General features: G+C 31.0%; 21 protein-coding genes. 14 read left to right on the forward strand and 7 right to left on the reverse strand.

The window, feature by feature from the left end; all coding sequences use genetic code 11:
* Positions 1-209: 209 nt before the first annotated feature.
* The 8 genes from BVC87_RS05695 to BVC87_RS05730 are packed head-to-tail and all read left to right on the forward strand — an operon-like array spanning position 210 to position 4,451.
* A complete protein-coding gene (locus BVC87_RS05695; protein ID WP_075341393.1) occupies positions 210-626 on the forward strand; it encodes a DUF2141 domain-containing protein in 417 nt (138 codons plus the stop codon).
* Between the two features lie 47 nt (positions 627-673).
* The gene (locus tag BVC87_RS05700) at positions 674-2,029 is read left to right on the forward strand and encodes a 2TM domain-containing protein (protein ID WP_075341394.1); all 1,356 of its coding nucleotides are present in this window, start codon (positions 674-676) and stop codon (positions 2,027-2,029) included.
* A 5-nt stretch (positions 2,030-2,034) separates the two neighbouring features.
* Positions 2,035-2,331 (forward strand): 2TM domain-containing protein, encoded by a 297-nt coding sequence (locus BVC87_RS05705; protein ID WP_075341395.1) that lies wholly within the window; start codon positions 2,035-2,037, stop codon positions 2,329-2,331.
* The gene (locus BVC87_RS05710; RefSeq protein ID WP_075341396.1) at positions 2,321-2,599 is read left to right on the forward strand and encodes a 2TM domain-containing protein; all 279 of its coding nucleotides are present in this window, start codon (positions 2,321-2,323) and stop codon (positions 2,597-2,599) included. Before BVC87_RS05705 ends, BVC87_RS05710 begins: the two co-directional genes overlap by 11 nt.
* A gap of 5 nt (positions 2,600-2,604) precedes the next feature.
* Complete coding sequence (locus BVC87_RS05715; RefSeq protein ID WP_075341397.1) at positions 2,605-2,949, forward strand: 2TM domain-containing protein; 345 nt, start codon at positions 2,605-2,607, stop codon at positions 2,947-2,949.
* Between the two features lie 4 nt (positions 2,950-2,953).
* A complete protein-coding gene (locus BVC87_RS05720; protein WP_075341398.1) occupies positions 2,954-3,304 on the forward strand; it encodes a 2TM domain-containing protein in 351 nt (116 codons plus the stop codon).
* A gap of 8 nt (positions 3,305-3,312) precedes the next feature.
* Entirely contained in the window at positions 3,313-3,669 is a 357-nt protein-coding gene (locus BVC87_RS05725) for a 2TM domain-containing protein (protein ID WP_075341399.1), read from the forward strand.
* Positions 3,670-3,695: 26 nt separating this feature from the next.
* The gene (locus BVC87_RS05730; RefSeq protein WP_075341400.1) at positions 3,696-4,451 is read left to right on the forward strand and encodes a LytR/AlgR family response regulator transcription factor; all 756 of its coding nucleotides are present in this window, start codon (positions 3,696-3,698) and stop codon (positions 4,449-4,451) included.
* Here BVC87_RS05730 and BVC87_RS05735 read toward each other — a convergent pair.
* Together BVC87_RS05735 and hutI are read right to left on the reverse strand one after the other, a co-directional pair.
* Complete coding sequence (locus tag BVC87_RS05735; RefSeq protein ID WP_075341401.1) at positions 4,432-5,610, reverse strand: MFS transporter; 1,179 nt, start codon at positions 5,608-5,610, stop codon at positions 4,432-4,434. The two genes, BVC87_RS05730 and BVC87_RS05735, sit on opposite strands and share 20 nt — an antisense overlap.
* Positions 5,611-5,620: 10 nt before the next feature.
* On the reverse strand, positions 5,621-6,865 hold the full coding sequence (hutI, locus tag BVC87_RS05740) for an imidazolonepropionase (RefSeq protein ID WP_075341402.1): 1,245 nt from the start codon (positions 6,863-6,865) through the stop codon (positions 5,621-5,623).
* Positions 6,866-6,910: 45 nt separating this feature from the next.
* Here hutI and BVC87_RS05745 point away from each other — a divergent pair, with 45 nt between their 5' ends.
* The 3 genes from BVC87_RS05745 to BVC87_RS05755 all read left to right on the forward strand — a co-directional run bounded on the left by BVC87_RS05745 (position 6,911) and on the right by BVC87_RS05755 (position 8,762).
* Positions 6,911-7,342: a DUF3995 domain-containing protein gene (locus BVC87_RS05745; RefSeq protein WP_075341403.1), complete on the forward strand. Its 432-nt coding sequence runs from the start codon at positions 6,911-6,913 to the stop codon at positions 7,340-7,342.
* A gap of 33 nt (positions 7,343-7,375) precedes the next feature.
* On the forward strand, positions 7,376-7,885 hold the full coding sequence (locus tag BVC87_RS05750) for a DinB family protein (RefSeq protein ID WP_075341404.1): 510 nt from the start codon (positions 7,376-7,378) through the stop codon (positions 7,883-7,885).
* Positions 7,886-8,366: 481 nt separating this feature from the next.
* The gene (locus tag BVC87_RS05755; protein WP_075341405.1) at positions 8,367-8,762 is read left to right on the forward strand and encodes a hypothetical protein; all 396 of its coding nucleotides are present in this window, start codon (positions 8,367-8,369) and stop codon (positions 8,760-8,762) included.
* A 6-nt stretch (positions 8,763-8,768) separates the two neighbouring features.
* Here the strand turns inward: BVC87_RS05755 and BVC87_RS05760 are convergent, their stop codons facing one another.
* From BVC87_RS05760 to BVC87_RS05770, 3 genes are all read right to left on the reverse strand, one after another.
* A complete protein-coding gene (locus BVC87_RS05760) occupies positions 8,769-9,242 on the reverse strand; it encodes a nucleoside deaminase (RefSeq protein WP_075341406.1) in 474 nt (157 codons plus the stop codon).
* A 46-nt stretch (positions 9,243-9,288) separates the two neighbouring features.
* Entirely contained in the window at positions 9,289-10,428 is a 1,140-nt protein-coding gene (locus BVC87_RS05765) for a tryptophan 7-halogenase (protein ID WP_075341407.1), read from the reverse strand.
* 190 nt (positions 10,429-10,618) lie between these two features.
* Positions 10,619-13,804, reverse strand: coding sequence for a LodA/GoxA family CTQ-dependent oxidase (locus BVC87_RS05770; protein ID WP_075341408.1), 3,186 nt, complete (start codon positions 13,802-13,804; stop codon positions 10,619-10,621).
* A gap of 362 nt (positions 13,805-14,166) precedes the next feature.
* Here BVC87_RS05770 and BVC87_RS05775 point away from each other — a divergent pair, with 362 nt between their 5' ends.
* Positions 14,167-16,386, forward strand: a complete 2,220-nt coding sequence (locus BVC87_RS05775) for a TonB-dependent receptor (protein ID WP_075341409.1) — start codon at positions 14,167-14,169, stop codon at positions 16,384-16,386.
* A gap of 104 nt (positions 16,387-16,490) precedes the next feature.
* On the opposite strand, the gene BVC87_RS05780 is transcribed toward BVC87_RS05775, so the two are convergent.
* Together BVC87_RS05780 and fumC are read right to left on the reverse strand one after the other, a co-directional pair.
* On the reverse strand, positions 16,491-17,507 hold the full coding sequence (locus tag BVC87_RS05780; RefSeq protein WP_075341410.1) for a DUF4476 domain-containing protein: 1,017 nt from the start codon (positions 17,505-17,507) through the stop codon (positions 16,491-16,493).
* A gap of 173 nt (positions 17,508-17,680) precedes the next feature.
* Complete coding sequence (gene fumC / locus BVC87_RS05785) at positions 17,681-19,078, reverse strand: class II fumarate hydratase (protein WP_075341411.1); 1,398 nt, start codon at positions 19,076-19,078, stop codon at positions 17,681-17,683.
* Between the two features lie 137 nt (positions 19,079-19,215).
* Here fumC and BVC87_RS23665 point away from each other — a divergent pair, with 137 nt between their 5' ends.
* Positions 19,216-19,389 carry a hypothetical protein gene (locus BVC87_RS23665; RefSeq protein WP_200799164.1) on the forward strand — a complete coding sequence of 58 codons (174 nt, stop codon included), beginning with the start codon at positions 19,216-19,218 and terminating at the stop codon, positions 19,387-19,389.
* A gap of 162 nt (positions 19,390-19,551) precedes the next feature.
* Positions 19,552-22,440 (forward strand): BspA family leucine-rich repeat surface protein (locus tag BVC87_RS05790; protein WP_143569723.1); only part of this gene is annotated, 2,889 nt, incomplete at its 3' end.

The following is a 22,440-nucleotide window of genomic DNA, read 5'->3' on the forward strand; positions in this document are numbered from 1 at the left end:
ATAATATAAGTATTACTTAATACATCATTTATTTTATATATATAAACTTAATTCGCTAGTATAAATTAGAACTATTTATGAAGTGATAGTTACAGAAGCGGATTAAAATAACAGTTCGTCATACAAATTTTACAGTTCGGTAATTATTAGTTTAAAAAACGAGAATCTAGTCGCAATTTTGACTTGTAATTAATTTTAAAACAAATAAAATGAAAACTTTAGCCACAATTTTAATCTCGATGTTAATAGTAACGAGCATATCAGCTCAAGAAACAAAACAAACTATAACTGTAACTGTTGTCAATGCCACTTCTGATAAGGGTACCATTAAATTTGCGTTGTTTACTAAAGCTACCTTCTTGGTAAAAGAACCACTACAAGCTAAAGAGGGTAAAATAAAGGATGGTAAAACAACTATTGTATTTGAAAATGTACCTACAGGAGAATACGCAGTAACTTGTTACCATGATAAAAATGGAAATAATAAGATGGATTTTGAACCTAATGGTATGCCAATGGAAGCTTACGGAGCTTCTAATAATGTAATGAATTTTGAGCCTCCAAGATATGATGATGCGAAATTTACTATTTTAGATAAAGACGTATCTTTAGATATTAAGTTATAACTAATAGTTTTACTTAACTAAATATTATATAATTCATATCCACTAAAATGAAGTCAAAAGAAAAGCTTTTCTCAGTAAAATATTTTAAAAAAGAATTAACGCATACTTTAAAACTAACCTTTGTTTTTGGTTTCTTCTTTTGGCTAGTAGGTGGACATTATACAGCTAGATTATTATGGATCTCTATAGGAGTGTCTGCTATGTATTCATTTGTATTAGCACTAATTCAAGGAGTTGTAAACGATTACTTAAGTTATAAATGGGATTGGATTAAAGAAACGAATCAAAGAATATGGTCAGGGATTTTATTTACTGTTTTATATACTGTTCCCACAATACTGGCCATAAATTATATCCTTTTTGTAAAAATACAAGGTATGCCTCCAGAGGATTTTTTTAAAAAGGGAATGATATGGACACATTTATTTTGGATCCAGTTTTCTTTTGGGGTGTCAGCTTTTCTACATGCCCGTGATTTTATGTTGAACTGGAAAAAAGCAGCAACTCAAGAGACTAAACAACAACAAATTGTAGCAAAAACAGAAACGGCAAAGTTTGAAACTTTAAAGAGTCAGATAGATCCACATTTTTTATTCAATAGTTTAAATGTATTAACGTCGTTAATAGGGGAGAATCCAAATCAAGCAGAAAAGTTTACAACAAAACTATCTAAGGTATATAGATATGTTTTAGAGCAAAGAAATAAAGAATTAATACCAATTACTGAAGAACTACAATTTGCTAAAACCTATATGGAATTATTGCAAATGCGTTTTGAAGATGCTTTAGAGTTTGAAATACCAACAGAAGTAAGTAATACAGACTTAAAAATAGTACCATTATCATTACAATTACTTTTGGAGAATGCTGTAAAACACAACGTAGTTTCTAGTTCTAGGCCTTTAAAAATTTCAATTTTTGAAGAGAGAGGATTTTTAAAAATTCAAAATAATGTGAATCCAAAAGAGGCAATTGGTAAAAAAAGTACTAAAGTAGGGCTGCAAAATATTGCAGATAGGTATGGACTCATATCTAATGAGGAAGTACTTGTAGAAAATAATAATAAAACATTTACAGTGAGTTTACCACTGTTATCTAAAACAAAAGACATGATGAAAATAACAGATAATTTTGAAAATAATAGCTACATAAAGGCAGTAGAGAAAGTAGAAAAAATGAAAGAGTTTTATCAAAACTTGGTAACATATTTAATTTTTGTTCCTGTATTTATATTTATAAATCTTCGTTTTTCACCACAATTTCACTGGTTTTACTTTCCAATTATAGGTTGGGGTATAGGCGTATTATTTCACGGGTTAGAAGCATATAACTACAATATTTTCTTAGGAAAAGATTGGGAAGAACGTAAGATTAGAGAATTAATGGATAAAGATAAATTTTAAGAACTATGAGAAACGATAGAGAAGAATTGAGGTATTTAAGAGCTCAAAAAAAAGTAAAACAGATAAAAGAATTTTATGGACATTTATTAGTCTATTGTATTGTAGTACCAACATTAATATTTGTAAATCTAAAATTTACACCACAATTTCATTGGTTTTGGTTTTCAATGTTAGGTTGGGGGATAGGTTTAGCCTCTCATGGACTTCAAACTTTTGGAGGATATAAACTTTTCCTAGGAGAAGATTGGGAAGAACGTAAAATTAAAGAACTAATGGAAAAAGAGTATAGAAATGGAAAATAATTATATAGAGGAACAACGTTATCTAAAAGCAAAGAAAAAAGTAAAAGAAATTAAAGGATTTTACATACATCTTGCACTTTACATATTAAATACACCAATTATAGTAGCTACTAATTTAATATTTGTACCACAGTTTCATTGGTTTTGGTTTTCTGTATTAGGTTGGGGAGTAGCTATCGGAATTCATGCATTTGTTACGTTTAGTGACAGACTTTTTGGTAAAGATTGGGAGGAGCGTAAAATCCAAGAATTAATGAGTAAAAAGTAAGTAAGATGGAAAATAATTTTATAGAAGAACAACGATACATAAAGGCAAAAAAAAGAGTTAAAGACATTAAAGGATTTTATTCACACTTTGTAGCATATATATTAGTAAATATCTTTTTAAGTGCAGTGATTATAGTTGGATTAACAGCTGATGAAGGAGATTCATTGGGTGAAGCATTAAGTAATTTTGGAGTGTACTCTACTTGGTTATTTTGGGGAATTGGTGTTTTCTTTCACTGGTTAGGTGTATTTGGGTTTGGTAACTTAATGTCTAAAAATTGGGAAGAACGCAAGATTCAAGAATTAATGCAAAAGGATAAACAAAGAAGTCAAATAAGATTAAATAAATAAGAATATGTTTACAGAAAATTATAATAAAGAACACGCATACGAATACGCTAGAGCAAAGAAAAAAGTAGATGAGTTAAAGCACTTTTATATACATCTAGTCATGTATTTTGTCATTAATATTTTTATTTCTACCATGAAAATAAGAAGGAATATACTAAATGGAGAGTCTTTTGAAGAAGCTTTTTTTGATTTTGGAACTTTTGCTGTTTGGTTTTTCTGGGGAATTGGTTTAGCAATATTAGCTTTACGAATATTCGGACCTAACTTGTTCCTAGGTAAAGATTGGGAAGAAAGACAAACTAAAAAAATCTTAGAAAGCGAGCAAAAAAGGAAAGAATTATTACAGATTAAATAATTACTATTATGACGTTACATTTAGAAGAAAAAAAGAAAAAAAGAATTCAAAATAAGGTAAGTACATTAAAAAAATTTTATGATCATCTAACTGCTTTTATAATAGTGAATATTGTGTTCGCGTTAACGTCTAACATTTCAGAGATAAATATTCATATTTTCAGAGGATATAAAATTAGTAATTTATGGAGTAACTTTGATCATCCTAAAATTTTTCCATTATGGTTAGTTTGGGGAATTTTCTTATTACTTAATGCTATTCATGTATTTTCAGTTCCATTACTTTTTGGTGAGCGATGGGAAAATAAAAAAATTGAGCGTATAATGAAAGAGGATAAAAAACAAGCGAAAAAATATTTGAGTTAACTAATTTTACCAATACAGTATACAAAATGAATGTACTTATTATAGAGGATGAAAAACCAGCAGCTAGACGACTCAATAGGATGTTAGCAGCACTAGATATTGAAGTAAATACAATGTTACATTCGGTAGAAGAAGCGCTAAATTGGTTTCAAGCTAACGAACATCCTGATTTAATCTTTTTAGATATTCAATTATCGGATGGTTTATCCTTTGAAATATTTGAAGAGATTCCTGTAAAGTCAGCTATTATTTTTACTACGGCTTATGATGAGTACGCGCTAAAGGCATTTAAATTGAATTCAATAGATTATCTTTTAAAACCTATTGATGATGAAGAATTAAAAGTTGCAGTTGACAAATACAAAGAGCAACAACCTGAACAGAGTACTTTACAAGTAAATATTGATGAAATTAGAAAACTATTGATTAATCCAATTGATAGGAAGTACAAAAAACGTTTTACAATAAAGATTGGTCAGCATATTAAGATTATACATACAGATAATATAGAATGTTTGTATTCAGAAAATAAAGCGACATATATCCATACAAATGAAAATAGAAATTATTTAATAGATCACTCTTTAGAGCATTGGTTAGATCATTTAAATCCAGAACAATTCTTCAGAGTAAATAGAACTTATATCGTTCATATCAACGCTATTAAAGATATTATTTCATATACCAATTCAAGATTAAAATTGATATTACATTCATATAATGAACAGGAAATCATTGTAAGTAGAGAACGGGTAAAGGATTTTAAGAACTGGATTGATTAGTAAATTTTTTGTGTAAAGCGAGTAATCCTAATATAGGACCAATTGCTAAAAAAATAAATAAATATTGGTGGCTAGTATAATTAGATAGTAAACTAATAGTTTGAATACTTAAAATTGTTAATGAATAGCCTATGCAATTAACTATCGTTAACGCAGTTCCTTTAATTTGAGGATTTGCATTTTTTGCAACTAGAGTAGAGAAGAGGGGTGAGTCCATAATTACTGTACTACCCCATATTAATAAAAAAAGTAGAAAGGTAATTTCATTTAATTGAAAAGCCATAGGAGAAAGTACACAGCATAATCCAGAAATAGATAAAGCCAGTGTTGCTATTTTTTTTTCTGCCCGTCGTAAAGATAAATATCCACCCAAAATACACGCCAAACCTCCAATGGCTATGATAATGAAAGACCAAAGAGAGATGTTTACATCTGATTGATGTGATTCAGTATATAATTTTAGAATAACTGGTACAAATGCCCAAAATGTGTACAATTCCCACATATGTCCAAAGTATCCAAAAGCAACAGAACGAAATTTGTTATTTTTAAAGACATTGACTACAGCTGAAAGTTGCATAGTAGTACTTTTTTTTCTGTACGGTCCATCTGGTACATAAAATAAAATGATGAAGCCACCTAAAATTGCTAGAGTAGAAGTACTGTAGATAACAGATCTCCAAGGAAAAGAAGCAGTAAATATTGAAAGTAAATGAGGAAAAGCAGTACCAAGAACCAATGCGCCTACTAAATAACCTAAGGATTTACCTAACTTTTGATCAAAATGATCCGCAGCAATTTTCATTCCTACAGGATAAATTCCTGCCAAAAAAACACCTGTAAAAAACCTTAGAATTAACAAACTAAAAAAAGTATTACCACTATGACTAATACCTAAATTGAATAGACTTCCTAAAATAGCACTAATACAGAATACTTTTGATGGAGAGAATCGGTCTGCAATATTTAGTAAAGCAAAAAGTAAAGTACCGACAATAAAACCAAATTGAACAGCAGAAGTTAAGTTAGTTAATGAATTTTTATTAAGATTGAAAACTACAATTAAGTCATCAATAACACTATTACCAGCAAACCATAATGATGTACATAAAAATTGTGCGATAATAATGCTAAATAATAAAAATCTAGAAGTTTTCAATACTTAGAAATTACGTTAGCTGCTCATGTTTCCTGCCATTTATATACACGGAATCTATTAAACTTGGTCCAAAACTGTAGGGTATATAGTCATAAGAAGGTATTTTTTTGGTAATAAAAAAATTAGCCTTTTTACCTTTAGTAATTGAACCAACTTCATCCGCTAAATTCATAGCATACGCACCATTTAATGTAGCTGCATTTATTGCTTCTTCAGGTGTCATCTTCATTTTTAAACAAGCATTTGAAATTACAAAATTCATGTTTCCAGAAGGTGTTGAATCTGCATTATAATTTGTAGCTAAAGCTAAAGGCAAATTATTATCAATTATTTCTCTAGCAGGCGTGTAAGAATGATTTAAGAAATAAGAAAAAGAAGGAAGTGCAACTGGCATGGTATTAGAACCTTGTAAAGCATGAATGTCTTCTTTAGTTAGCGTTTCTAGATGATCAACGGATATAGCATTATGTTTTACACTAGCTTGTATACCGCCAATAGATGTATATTGATTTACATGGACTTTAGTTTGTAATCCATTAATTTTAGCCGCAGTCATAATTTTTTCCGTTTCATCAACAGAAAAATGACCTTCTTCACAAACAACATCTACAAATTCAGCTAAATTTTCTTCCACAACTCTAGGAAGCATTTCATTAATTATTTCATCAACATAAGCTTCTCTATTATTTTTATACTCATTAGGTAGTACATTAGCCCCTAAAAATGTAGCTTTTATAGGAATACAATAATTCTCTCTTAATTTTTTAATGACACGTAATATTTTTAATTCAGCTTGTGCATTTAAACCATATCCTGATTTAATTTCAATAGCTCCAGTTCCTAAACCTATTACTTCATCCAATCTATCCTTAGATTGCTCATACAACATATTTTCACAGCAATCTTGAAGTTCATTAGCACAATTTAAAATAATATCACTACGGTTCATATTTTCATTATAAGAACCATTAATTCTATTTACATATTCTTGTGCTCTATGGCCAGCATAAACAATGTGAGTATGACTATCACACCAAGTTGGAAAAACAAATTTATCTTTACAATCTATCAACATGGCAGCAGAATATGAAGGTATATCATCCATAACTCCATAATTTATAATTTCACCATTATCAATAGCTAAAAAAGCATTTTTTAGTGTAGGCAATTTTTGCATTTCTTTGCCTATAACTTTTTTTACACTTTTTTCTCTGACCTGAATTAATTCTTTGATATTTATCAACAAAGTTATCATAAGGGATCTTTATCTTAGACAAACTTAAACAAAAAGAAGATCAAAATGACAATTTTTCTAGGAATCATCTCAGCTAGCATGTTAATTATTATTTCATTTTTTCATTTTTATTGGGCATATGGAGGAACTTATGGGTTAGATAGTGTTATACCTACTAAGGAAAATACGGATAAAATAATAAGACCTAAACCGTTAATAACTAGTTTTGTTGCCGTAATATTATTATGTGTAGGATTGGTTTATTTAGACGCTTTTTTTCATGGTAATTTAATACCAATAGAAAATAATGTTAAAAAATACCTATTGTTAACTTTTTCAAGTGTATTTATATTAAGGAGTATAGGAGAATTCAATTATGTTGGGTTTTTTAAACGTATAAAGAATACAAAATTTGCGCGTAAAGATTCTCAATATTTTTCTCCTTTATGTTTGTTTTTGGGATTATCAGGAATTTTACTTTTAGTCATAGAAAATTAATTACATTTAGATTTGAAAAATAATATTTAAATAATGATACCTACTACTGAATATGTTCCATATTTTAATCCATTTATTGAATTGATAGATTCTAATAAATCGGTAATTGATAATTTACAAGATGTACAAGATGATTTTGAGTCTACATTAAGACAAGTGCCTAAAGAAAAAGAAAACTTTGCTTATGCATCTGGAAAATGGACAATTAAAGAGTTGATACAGCACTTAATAGATTCTGAACGTGTGTTTTGTTATAGAGCATTATGTTTTGCAAGAAACGATAAAACAGATTTGCCTGGTTTTGATCAAGATTTGTTTGTAGAAAATTCTATAGCCCAACAAAGAGAATATTCTGATTTACTAGATGAAATGAATCTGCTTCGTAAAGGAACAATTCAATTATTCAAAAGTTTTAGTCAAGATGATCTCGTAAAAATAGGAGTTGGATCAGGAAATAAGATATCTGTAAGAGCTTTAGGTACAGTAATAGCTGGACATCAAAAGCACCATTTGCAAGTAATAAGAGATAAATATTTATGCTAAAAACTATTAAAACACCCCTGAAGTGTGAAGTGTTTTAATATTAGTAGTTAGAATTTATATAAATAGAACTAACTACTTTAAGTTTAATAAGTTTTCAATTCAAATTTGGCTAATTTTTTTAAAAAAATATAACACAAAAAAAGTTTTTGTTAACACAAAATACACATTGAAATTAAAGTTTAATTGATAATTTTGAATATGTGACACTTTAATTACTAATCAATATCGTAGTGGCTAATTTTTGATTGAAAAGAAAAAATGTACTTAAATGTTGGCCTGATTGTTTTTACGTTTTTGTTGAAAATAATATAAATTAGATTTTTGATTTGTTTTTCGATAGTGTTTTTGTGTTTTAATACAGTTTTTTTTACTTTTTTAAGAATAAGTTTTTGTTTTTGTTAAAAAAGTGTTTTACATTTGATATGTATCGTAATTACTTAGTTTTCCCCTAATTTCCTACCAAAGTTTTTACATACAGCATATGACAAGACAAATACATAAGTCTAAAGCACTTACTGTTACCATGGAAGATAATATCTTAATACATGACTGGCAGTATATGAGTGACTTTACCGTTAGAGATTACCAAACAGTTTTACCAATAGCTCTTTCTTGTATAAAGAAAGAAAAGCCTAAATCTGTGCTATGGAAGCAAACTAATTTTTCTTATCAAATACCTCCAGCAATTTATGAGTGGTTTGAAGAAATAAAAATTAAAGTACATGAAATAGGAGTAAAAAATATAGCTTTTTATGTTTCTCCTAAGCTGTTGGATCAGCTATGTATTATGTTGAGTATAGAGCAAGAAACTGACCCTACTAATTACTTTACAGACCTTCGTTTAGCTACAGATTTTGTAAAAAAACAACGAGATTGAAATTGTTTAGTATTTGATTTTATCGTCTTTTTCAGACCATTTATTAAAAGGTTCTAAGGCTATATCTCTACCTATTTGTTCAAAAGGAATACTTCTTTTATGATAAGGCAACGGGATTTCTTTGTAAATAAATTCATCATCAAAACCAATATTTGCAGCATCACTCTGACTACTACCATAATACACCTTATCAGGACGAGCCCAATAAATTGCTCCTAAACACATTGGGCAAGGTTCACAAGAAGTATAGATAATACACCCTTCTAATTGGAAAGAACCCAAATTTTTACAAGCATCTCTAATAGCAGTAACTTCAGCATGGGCTGTAGGATCATTAGTTGAGGTAACTTTATTATTGCCGCGTCCAACAATTTCTCCATCTTTAACAATAATACATCCAAACGGACCACCTTCATTGTTTTGCATTCCTCTTAAAGCAGCTTTTACTGCTTCACTCATATATTCTTCGTGTGTGCTCATGTTTTTATTTTAAAGATATAAAAAGGAGAGTAAAAATAATAGATTATTACGATAGTATAGCTTTTTGTTGTCTTCTATTCCAAAATGTAGCCTTTTTCCAACGAGATTCTGCACTATAAAATAAGTTCTTGTGTTTTATATAATGCTCCCAAATAGATTCTATTTGTGAAGTATATATATTGGAGAATTTTTCCATCTTTTCACTATTATATGACTTAGCAATATTAAATTTTCGTAATAGCTCACTTACTTGCATAGCATTAGCCATGGCATTAAACATTCCTTGTGAAGATAAAGGATCAAAACTTAAAGCTGCATCACCCAAAGCAATCCATTGTTTTCCTGAAGCTAAATTTAATTTAGTAGAATTAGCGCTAACTACTCCATGAAATTCAATCTGATTTTCTTTGTTATGTACGTATTTTCTTATAGTTGAATTTGTTTCTAGAAGCTTACAAAAAGAATGGTAATTTTTAAAGGTACTTTTATCAAATATATCAGCATCTGTTTGGTATGATATTACTCGTTTCTTATTTGGAATTACCGCACTATACCACCATCCAAATTCATCACTTATGATGGAGCTCATTGTATTTTTATCGGTATTTGGAAGTGTAATCCAGCATGAAATCAATGCATCATGAGTAGTTCTTTTAATCCCAATACTTTTTGCAAAATGAGCATTTCTTCCCGTAGCATCAATTACAAAATTTGTAGAAAAAACTATAGTTTTACGATTCTTTTTATCGTCATTTTTACAAGTTACTTCCCATGTTTTTTCTAAATACGAATTACTATACAAGCGGAAACCCCAAAAACAAGAAATACCTTTTTCCTCAGCTTTTCTTCTTAAATAACATGCTAACTTCTTACGATCAACACTTTTTGACAGTCCATCAGGGTTTCTTAAATGATCTACAATTTGTACCTGTTCACTTCCCCAATACGATTGCATACCTAGATTATCAAGATATATATTATCATATTCTAGATCTTTTAAAGACAAGCCTAAAACATTAAAAATTCGTTGTGTAGCTGGAGCTAATGATTCTCCCACTTTATCAATAGGATGCTCTAGTTTATCTACTAAAGTAACTTTATAAGTATCTGATAAAGCAATGGCGGCAATGCAACCTGCAATGCCACCACCTAAAATTAATATTTCTGTAGTATGTTTTGATATCATTTCTTGGTCTCAAGAATAGTTAAAACTATGTACTTTAATGCATTTGATTTTCAGTTTTTGCAACTATTGTCTAGTGCTATTTGCAATTAGCCCTTAGCTAATAGCCAAGAGCTAAAAGCAAAAATTGATATTAAAAAATGATTTTCAGTCGTAACAAAATTATAGTACTTTTAGTCTATGGTGGTTTATTTTATTTCGGAATGAACCTTGAGAAACGTGTCATTTTCTCTGGAATACCAACCTCTGTCTTTTTCTGAGGTAATGATTGATGAGATTTTGTTTTACTGATATTATGTAGCTTAGAAGCAATTAAATTTACTGTATTTATAACATTTGCTGTTGGAGCAAAATCTTTAGTTATTTCATCTTCAACTAATGTTAATAATTCACCTTTAGCACTTTCTAATAGTAGCTCTTCATTTAATAAATCTTTGTGCGATAACTTATCTACAGCAGTAGTTAAAATGTCTTTAGTTGCATCATTTAAAGTTCCTACATCTAAAATTTCAGCTAAATCTTCTAATGTTGCTTTCAATAAAGCTTCTTCTTGAGCTGGAGTAGGAGTGATACCAACTTGCATTTCTTTTGGGAAATTAGGATCATTTAATACACCAGGGCGTTTTTGAACTACAGCTAATTTATCAAAATACTTGACCATGCTATTAATTTGGTTGGTGTAATTTGGTGCTGCGCCATCTAAAGGAAGATCAGCTAACCAATCTGCTCTATCTGCAAAAGCTTCCATACGTGTTTCTTCTGCTAGATTTTGATCAATAGTTTGATCGTAACGTTTTTCATTTAAAATGTTATTTGGAACTCTTGCAGGCCAAAATGTAGGTAAGTATGGATCGTAAGTAGTAGTGTAACCATCTCTACAACTTGCTGTATCAGTTTGCCAAGGAATAGCCATCCAACGTGTAATTCCACCAGCTACTTGTCCGCCTAAAATAGGACCTTTCGCTAGAGTTAAGGTATCACTATTCATGGTAGGACCGTAGTAGATATTATTTACAGGAGGCGTAGCTTTTGCATGTTTTACCCTAAAAGCTTCCATATACATACCAGAAGATCGCATTGGCCAAGTCATTTCACATCCAGGATGAAAAGCATCTGCTAAACAGAAATCCATAGCAGCTTTAGTTAACATATTTGGTTGCTCATGAATAGGTAAATCATCTATTTTCTTTGGTTCAGCATGAAAAGGACAACCTTCAGTATCCATATAATCAGCATCAAAGTCTCCAGTAACCCATTGATCTAAAAACTCCAATTGTAATTCAGATAAAGTTGCATGCTGACGTACTGAACCTGTTGAGGGAATACTAATGGCATCTCCATATAACCAAGGCCATAATTGAGGCGCTTCTGCACCAGTAACATCAATTCTTCTAAAATTATTTGAAATAGTTCTTCTCATTTCAAGAAAAGCAGGAGATGGATTACCTAATTTTTTAATCCATTCTTTTGATGTATAGTTGAATTGACCACCCCAACCAAAAGCTCCAGCAAATCCAGCATTTACCCATTGTAAATCTGTCATACGTTGGAAAATTGGTAATATATCTTTAGTGAAAGATGGTCTTTGTGGTCTGGTTAACATTCCCGATTTTACAGCTACACTTCGCATTAAATCCCACATTGTTCTTACTGATTTTTGCATTGGTGCATAATCCGGTGGGGCGCATACTACCCAAGCAGGAGCTACTTTTAACTTTGTTCCGTTATATTCAACTTCAGCAGTGATTGGTCCATCAGAAGTGTCATCATACCAACCTTCATTGTTTGCAAAAGTTATGGCAATATCCCCATCTATATTTTCCGATTTTCCATGGCCTCCTAACATAATTAATCTTCCCTTTTCATCAGTTCGCATTTCACCTAAATATACTTTTTTAGATAAAAACTCACCTTCAAAGCCTGGTCCATCCTCTACATTAGTTCCAGAAATAGATTGTGCACCACCATCTATTAATAACGATTCACGATTAGGTACATTAATATTTCTTAAAAATGATGGAGGGGCATCAGCAGCTTCAGGAATATCTAAAGCTAATTGAAATTGATACCAAGAAGCTTTTTGATTTGCTAAGTGACAATGCCAAGTGATATTAGCATTTTCAGCGGTTAATTCTTTTACAGCTCTACCAGCTGCGTTAAACCCGTATATTCTAAATTGTGCAGCTTGTCTTTTTAAAGCACCAACTTCATCTCTGTATGCATAAGGATCTTCGTGTGCAATAGGCTCATCTACTAAAGGACCTACAAAATATTCATTTTGACTATTTCCGACACGCATAATTCCAATAGGTGGGTAAATGCCTGCGGTAACGATACAATCATCATCTTCATCTGTGTTTCCTTCAAACTGTGGATTTCTTTCTTTAGGCTCTTCTAGTAGTTCACCATTAGCTTGATGACGAGCTTCAGCACTAGCCGCATACACTACTTTTCTTACTTCAGCAATAGAACCCAATGGCTCATGTTCTGATAAGGTTCTCCAGATATTAAAGGCTAAATTACTTCCAAATTCTGCCTGACCTATACTTGCCACATTTTGTTGAGGTAAATGTAGTTTTGCAATACATATATACGGACTCTCTTCAGTACTCCAGACTACTTGAGCGTTGTCTATAGGCATAGTTTTTGGATTTGTACGTAACTGGATTTCAAACCTGAAAGTAGCTTCTTCTTTTAACAAACGTCTTTCAAGATCAATTTTTAAATAATCATTTTCATTAAAAGGCGTTCCTTTATACGTCTTTTCAGGGACTAAACGATATTTTACAATTTGCTCGTCTCCTAATTTAAAAGGAAGTATAGCCCAGTAGCTAGCACTTAAAACACTAGCTTCCTCTTTTGTCATAGCTTGTAAAATAGCAGCTAATTCAGGATGTTTTTCTATGTAAGAATCATAATCCCTATCGATAACACCAGCAGTAGTGAAGCTACACATTTGTTGAGCATCTCTAGCAAAAAAACGATCAATGTTTTGCATGATAAAATCAGCATTTGTCCCTCCATCTAAAATATTTTCACCATCTACACCAAAAAGTTTTAATCCAACACCTAAAGTTGAATGTAAATCAGGGGAAGTAGGAGTGGTATCACTAGAAAATCGAACAGCACATTCGTAAGAATCTCCAGCAAATATTCCTAACTTAAATCGCTCTTGAATATCCTTATTGATTACGAAATTACCATAAGCAATTCCATGTTGTTTTCTAAATACAGCTCTTTCTGCAGGTTGTTGTCCTCTTTCAATTCTAGTTTTTTGTCCCATTTCTACAAACATCTCTTTCAGACGGTTTGTAACGATTTCAATATCACCATCACAGTTCCAGCATGGTGATGACTTATCATTTTGAGGTTTTTCCATTGATTTGTTGTTTTATTTTTGAGATTAACTATGTATTAAAAATAAAAATTAACGGGGTATTTTCCTCAGGAATAATCCCCGAACGTAGTATTTTGAGTAATAAATGAGTCTTTTTTAAGTGTAAAGAGAAAATGTTAGTTAACTCTTTTAAATATCTCTTCTTAAGTATATATTATTAAGAAATTTTAACAAATTATATATTATGTAAATACTGCCTGTTTTGTAGCTTCGTCCCAGTAAAATGGCAGTTTCTTCTTTTTTTAATTATATACAAATTATGAAATTTATATTCTGAATCTGTATTGTGATTAGATGAATGAAATGATTGCTGTTTTTTTTGATAATAAGTCAATTTTTTTAACATGAAAGCTACGATATTCACAATCATCTTGTGCTTAGTTTCACTTCAACTAACAGCACAAACTTTAAAAGGAAAGGTGATAAATGGAAAGAAACACCCCCTGCAAGAAGTAAATGTTTTAAATAAAACTACTGATAAGCATACCCATTCTGATGAGTTTGGAAATTTTATCTTAGAGAATGTGTCTAGAGGAGATACTTTATATTTTTCACATATTGGATATGAAGGAATGTCTTTTGTGGTAGAAAATATAGATGAATTAGTAACTATAATTTTAAAGCCTAAATCCATAGCTTTAGAAGAGGTTGTTTTAGCTCCTAAAGTAAATACATTAAATATTATTACTGCTATAGATATTCAAACAGATCCTGTTAATTCTTCTCAAGATATTCTTAAAAAAGTACCAGGACTTTTTATTGGTCAACATGCAGGTGGAGGTAAAGCAGAACAAATATTTTTAAGAGGATTTGATATTGACCATGGTACAGATATTAACCTTATTGTAGATGGATTACCTGTAAATATGGTATCGCATGCGCATGGTCAAGGATACTCTGATTTACACTTTGTAATTCCAGAAACAATAGAGAATATAGATTTTGGTAAAGGAGCATATTATGAAGATAAAGGAAACTTTACTACTGCCGGATATGTAAATTTTGAAACGAAAGAAAGTTTAGACAGGAGTACAATTAAATTAGAAGGTGGACAATTTGATACATTTCGTTTATTAGGAATGTTTAATGTATTAGATGAAGCAAAACATAATGCTTATGTAGCTTCAGAATATATAGCAACAGATGGACCTTTTGAAAGTCCACAAAACTTTAGTAGAATTAATATATTCGGTAAATATTCAGGTTATGTTAATCCAACAGATAAAGTAGGAGTTACTTTTTCTCATTTTACAAGTAAATGGGATGCTTCTGGTCAAATTCCACAGCGTGCAGTAGATAGTGGATTAATTACTCGTTTTGGAGCTATAGATGATACAGAGGGAGGAAATACGTCACGTAGCAATGTTTTAATCAACTACGATAAAATGATTAGTGATAAAGAATCTTTAAAGAGTTCTGCATTCATCAGTAAATATGACTTTGAGTTATTCTCTAATTTTACGTTTTTTTTAGAAGATCCGGTTAATGGAGATCAGATTAAACAAAAGGAAGATCGTACTATTTTTGGTTTCAATAGTGAATATAAAAAACAATTTTACGGAGATAAAGTTGATGGATATTTTACAGCAGGTATTAGTTTACGAAATGATCGTAGTGTAGGTAATGAATTATCACGTACATTAAATCGTAAGCAGACATTACAGCAAATTCAATCAGGAGATATAAATGAAACTGATATAGGTGCATATGTTGGTACTACTTTAGAAGTAGGGAAATGGATGTTTAATCCATCAGTTCGTTTAGATTATTTTAATTTTCAATACAATGACGCGTTATTGACTCAGTATCAAACGCAAAAAGAAACGAATGCTATTGTAAGTCCAAAGTTAAATGTAATTTATAACTCATCAGATAAATTACAGTTATACCTAAAAACAGGTAAAGGATTTCATTCTAATGATACAAGAGGTGTTGTAGCAGAAGAAGGCATAGAAATTTTACCGGCAAGTTATGGTTTTGATGCAGGGTTTGTGTGGAAACCTACTTCTAAAATGCTTTTTAACCTAGCGTATTGGTATTTATATCTTGAGCAAGAGTTTGTATATGTAGGAGATGCAGGTATTGTAGAACCAAGTGGAGAAACTAGACGTCAGGGAATTGATTTAAGCTATCGTTACCAGCCTATGTCTTGGTTGTATTGGAATATAGATGCTAATTATACACATGGCCGTTCTATAAACGATCCAGATGGTCAGAATTTTATTCCATTAGCTCCAGATTTTACTTTAGTGAGTGGATTAAATGTTAATTTAGAATCAGGATTCTATGGAGGAATAAATGTTCGTTATTTAGATGATCGTCCAGCAAATGAAGATAATTCTATTGTTGCAGAAGGATATACTGTTGCGGATTTAAATATGGGATATAGATGGAAGGATGTAAGTTTGGGAGTACAAATTCAAAATTTATTTGATACTGATTGGAACGAAACTCAATTTGCTACTGAGTCTAGATTACAAAGTGAAACTACTCCTGTTGAGGAAATTCATTTTACACCTGGAACTCCATTTTTCTTTAAAGCTTCTATTCAATATAATTTTTAAAATCACAGGCGTTTTTATTCATAAATTTTATATAGAAAATATTAAAAAACAGAACCACAATATTAGTTGTGGTTCTGTTTTTTAATATTTAAAATTATTTAATGTTAATGCTGCAATAGAAACTGATCGAATTCTCTTTTCTCTCTAGAAAAACTTAAAGTTTCCTTTAACTTGTAATATTGATCTTTATTATGACAATATTGAAAGCTAAATTTTAGAAGTTCTAATTTATCTTTACCAAAGTTAAACTCATTTACAATAGCTCTAATTCTAGCTACTGAAAAGCAATTGCGTTCTATATGTTGCTTAGCCAGTTTCATACGCTCTTTAGTAAATCTTACATCTTTTATAGATTGTAAAACATAATCGTATTCATTTTGAGGTAAAGGTCTACAATCATCAAAGTCAGAATGGTTATTGAGTTGAGTTATTTCCTGATCTATAAATCTATGTAACTGTTGTTTTAAGTATTTATCATCAATTAGTTGTTCAGTATAATAAAAGTTCTCAAGATCATAAGAAAATGGGAAAGAGAATTTTAATATTTCAAATCTATCTCTATTCGTTTGTAGTTTTTCAGTCAATTTCATGATTTGCTTAGTACTTAAACAATTATTTGAAATGATATCTTTTAAATTATAAGTGCTCTGATTTCTTCGATTACCAATTTCATTATAAATACTTCTAAACTGATATGCTGGCATAGGTTGATTACAATTGCTAGTTGTAGGACCTCTGTAGTACTCCGCATTCGGGTAATCTATTTGAGAAATAGCATTTTGATTCGCTTGTGTATTATGATACAGTTGCATAGCGAAAGAGAAATTTCTGAAAAGATCGTATACTTGAAAAAAATTTCTTTTATCAATTATATTAGGATAAGCATTAACGCAAATTCTATATTTTCTTCTATCATTTGAGAAAAAACGACAAGCATCTATCAATTCTGAAACGTAAATGTCATTATGAGAAGAATAGTTCAAAGCTTTATCTAAAACAACTTCTGTTGAATATTTTTTTTGATCCAATTCTTTTTTAAAAGTAGCATACTTCGTTTTCTTTTGACTAAAAGAAGAAACGGTAATACAAAGACATAAAAATAGTAGTGTTCTTAATTTCATAAGTTTGTTATTAAATAATACATAGGCTGTTTTCAAACAGCGTGCCAACTATTCGAAAGTGTATAGATTACAAGCATATTTGTTAGTAAATGGTTTAAAGTCAGTTAATTTTATATTAAAAAACCACAACATGAAGTTGTGGCTCTAATATATTTAACTACAAAGAAAGTTTATTACTTCAAACTTCCAGTCATATCTTCAGGTTTTACCCACTCATCATACTCTTCAGCAGTAACATAACCTAAATTAATAGCTTCCTCTTTTAATGTAGTTCCATTAGCATGTGCAGTATTTGCAATTTCTGCAGCTTTGTAATAACCTATTTTAGTGTTTAATGCGGTAACTAACATTAATGAATTATTTAATAACTCAGTAATTCTGGTTCTGTTTGGTTCAATACCAGCAGCACAATTTACATCAAATGAAGTACAAGCATCTCCGATTAATTGAGCAGACTGTAAAACGTTAGCCGCCATCATTGGTTTGAATACATTTAACTCATAGTGTCCTTGTGTTCCTCCAACAGTTACAGCAACATCATTACCCATTACTTGCGCACAAACCATTGTTATAGCTTCAGCTTGTGTAGGGTTTACTTTTCCAGGCATAATAGAAGAACCAGGTTCATTTGCAGGAATAATTAATTCACCAATACCAGAACGAGGTCCTGAAGCCATTAAACGAATATCATTAGCGATCTTATTTAAAGAAACAGCTAATTGTTTTAAAGCTGCGTGTGTTTCTACTAAAGCATCGTGTGCAGCTAATGCCTCAAATTTATTTTCTGCAGTAATAAATGGTAATCCTGTAAAGTCTGCTATATATTTAGCTACTAAAACATCATATCCAGCAGGAGTATTTAAACCAGTACCTACCGCAGTACCTCCTAAAGCTAGTTGGCTTAAATGTGCTAAAGAATTTTTTAATGCTTTTAATCCGAAGTTTAATTGCGCTACATATCCAGAAAATTCTTGGCCTAAGGTTAGGGGAGTAGCATCCATTAAATGCGTACGTCCAATTTTAACCACATCTGCAAATGCTTCTGATTTTGCTTGTAATGTATCTCTTAATTGCTCAACACCAGGAATGGTAACTTCAACAACCTTTTTATAGGCAGCTATATGCATTCCTGTAGGGAAAGTATCATTAGATGACTGCGATTTGTTTACGTCATCATTCGGTTGAATTGTTTTATCACCTTCACCGATTTTCTTTCCAGCTATTTCATGTGCTCTATTTGAAATTACTTCATTTACGTTCATGTTACTTTGAGTACCAGAACCAGTTTGCCAAATGACTAATGGAAATTGATCATCGTGCTTACCTGCTAAAATTTCATCACAAACCTGAGCAATTAAATCACGTTTCTCTTCAGCTAATACACCTAACTCACAATTGGTGTATGCTGCAGCTTTTTTCAAATACGCAAAACCGTATACTACTTCTAAAGGCATAGTTCCAGCTGGACCAATTTTAAAGTTATTTCTTGAGCGTTCTGTTTGCGCACCCCAGTATTTATCTGCGGGTACTTTTACTTCACCCATGGTGTCTTTTTCAATTCTATATTCCATTATTGTATTATTAATTTTAAACAGTGATCAAAGTTAAGAAAACTACAAGAATTGTAATATGAAATATTTATAAGAATAATTAGAAAAATAATAAAATATGTACTAAATTTGCCTTCAGTAATTTTCAAAAAAAACAAATGTTAAATTTTTCAGAGTTTTCAGGATTCGTATTGTTTATGTTCATTTTTACAATTGGTTTTTGGTTGTTAATATTCTTATTAACATTTGTAGTTCCTTATTGGATTGGAGGAACTATCTGGGAAAATTTAAAACTTAAGAAAGAAGCTAAGAAAGCTGCTGAAGGTAAGTAAGCAGTTATCACATAATATTGAAAAGCCCGCATATTGCGGGCTTTTTTGCGTATATAGATTAAACTTATACATATATTCTTGTTTTCTGCACGATTTTATAAACACACAAAATTTATTTAACAGAGGTAATTAATATTGTTATGAAATCTAAAACATGTCATATTGAAAAAGTTTATCATATTTCTTGTATTCTCTGTATTCAGTTTCATTGTTTCTGCTCAAAGACCATTCATTACAACATGGGAAACTACTACTGTTAATGAAAGGATTAGAATTCCGACAATATTAACTATAGGAACTTATAATTATAATGTGGATTGGGGAGATGGTAACATAACTACAGGGGTTATAGGCGATGCAACACATAGTTATGTTACACCAGGAATTTATGTAGTCCGTATTACAGGAGATTTTCCAGCTATATTTTTTAATAATTCGGGAGATAAAGATAAAATATTGACTATAGAACAATGGGGAGATATAGAATGGGAAGAAATGACCCATGCGTTTTATGGTTGCTCTAAATTAGATATAACGAATAGTTTTATCGATACTCCAGATTTAAGAAATGTTAACTCAATGGAAGGGGTATTTAGAGAAGCAACTTCTTTTAATGGTTATCTTCCAGGATGGAGAATTCCAGATGGTCTGAAATCTTTAAGTTCTATGTTTGAAGGAGCAGCCAGCTTTAATAGAAATATTAATGATTGGGATTTCGGTCAGGTTGATGACTGTTCATCAATGTTCAAAAATGCAATTAGTTTTAATCAACCCCTTGATGGATGGTCCTCGAATATTGGAGGAGTAGAAAACTTATCTTCTATGTTTGAAGGAGCTATTAGTTTTAATCAAAATATTGATAATTGGTTTGTTACAATAGCTAAAGATGTATCCTCAATGTTTAAAAATGCAACAAGCTTTAATCAACCATTAAATAGTTGGAGTGTTGTAGGATTTAGAGATACTACTTCTATGTTCGAAGGGGCTGTTAATTTTAATCAAGATCTCTCTTCTTGGAGATTATCCCTTGTTCAAGACACGTCATCGATGTTTAAAAACGCCACAAGTTTTAATGGAGATATTAGTTCTCTTATAAATACATCTTTAATCAACAGTTTTGAAAACGCTATTTCCATGTTTGAAGGAGCGATTAATTTTAATCAAGATATTAGTACTTGGGATACTAGTAATGTAACCAATATATCAAACATGTTTAATGGAGCAGTAGCTTTTGATCAAAATCTGGAGGATTGGGATGTATCTGAGGTTGCCGACGCTACAGGTATGTTTGATGGAGTGACTCTATCTACATCAAATTATGATGCTTTGCTAATTGGTTGGAATAGCCAAAGTCTTGAAACTGGTGTAGTATTCAGTGGAGGAAATAGTAAGTATTGTTTAGGAGAAGCGGCAAGAGAAAATATGATTGTTTCTGATCTATGGGGTATTACAGATGGAGGATCTGTAAAACCTACTGTTGATATGTTATCTGATGTTTCTGAATGTATTAGCTATACCTTACCTAATTTAAGTACAGGTAATTCTTATTACACAGGAAGTGGAGGAACAGGAACATTGCTAAATGCAGGAGATGTTATTACAAGTAGTCAAACAATTTATATTTATACAGGTACAGCTAGTTGTAATAATGAGAGTAGTTTTACGGTAACGCTTAGCGGCTTACCAAGTGTTGATAGGTTATCTGATGTTTCTGAATGTAGTAGCTATACCTTACCTAATTTAAGTACAGGTAATTCTTATTACACAGGAAGTGGTGGGACAGGAACTTTATTAAATGCAGGAGATGTTATTACAAGTAGTCAGACGATTTATATTTACACTGGTACAGCTAGTTGTAATAATGAGAGTAGTTTTATGGTAACACTTAGCGGCTTACCAAGTGTTGACAGTTTATCTGATATTTCAGCATGTAGTAGTTATACTTTACCAATTTTAAGTTCAGGTAATTTTTATTATACAGGAAGCGGTGGAACAGGAACTTTATTAAATGCAGGAGATGTTATTACAAGTAGTCAGACGATTTATATTTATACAGGTACAGCTAGTTGTAATAATGAGAGTAGTTTTACCGTAACACTTAGTGGCTTACCAAGTGTTGACAGTTTATCTGATGTTTCTGAATGTAGTAGCTATACCTTACCAACTTTAAGAACAGGCAATTCTTATTATACAGGAAGCGGTGGAACGGGAACATTGCTAAATGCAGGAGATGTTATTACAAGTAGTCAGATGATTTATATTTATACCGGTACAGCTAGTTGTAATAATGAGAGTAGTTTTACAGTAACACTTAGCGGCTTACCAAGTGTTGACAGTTTATCTGATGTTTCTGAATGTAGTAGCTATACCTTACCAACTTTAAGTTCAGGTAATTTTTATTACACAGGAAGCGGTGGAACAGGAACTTTATTAAATGCCGGAGATGTTATAACAAGTAGTCAAACAATTTACATTTATACAGGTACAGCTAGTTGTAATAATGAGAGTAGTTTTACCGTAACACTTAGTGGCTTACCAAGTGTTGACAGTTTGTCTGATGTTTCTGAATGTAGTAATTATACCTTACCAATTTTAAGTACAGGCAACTTTTATTACACAGGAAGCGGTGGAACAGGAACTTTATTAAATGCCGGAGATGTTATAACAAGTAGTCAAACGATTTATATTTATACTGGTACAGCTAGTTGTAATAATGAGAGTAGTTTTACGGTAATGCTTAGCGGCTTACCAAGTGTTGACAGTTTATCTGATGTTTCAGCATGTAGTAGCTATACCTTACCAACTTTAAGTTCAGGTAATTTTTATTACACAGGAAGAGGAGGAACAGGAACATTATTAAATGCAGGAGATGTTATTACAAGTAGTCAAACGATTTATATTTATACTGGTACAGCTAGTTGTAATAATGAGACTAGTTTTACGGTAACACTTAGTGGCTTACTAAGTGTTGATAGTTTATCCGATGTTTCAGCATGTGGTAGTTATACCTTACCAACTTTAAGTTCAGGTAATTTTTATTATACAGGAAGT

It is taken from the genome of Tenacibaculum agarivorans, assembly GCF_001936575.1.
Classification (GTDB): Bacteria; Bacteroidota; Bacteroidia; order Flavobacteriales; family Flavobacteriaceae; genus Polaribacter; species Polaribacter agarivorans.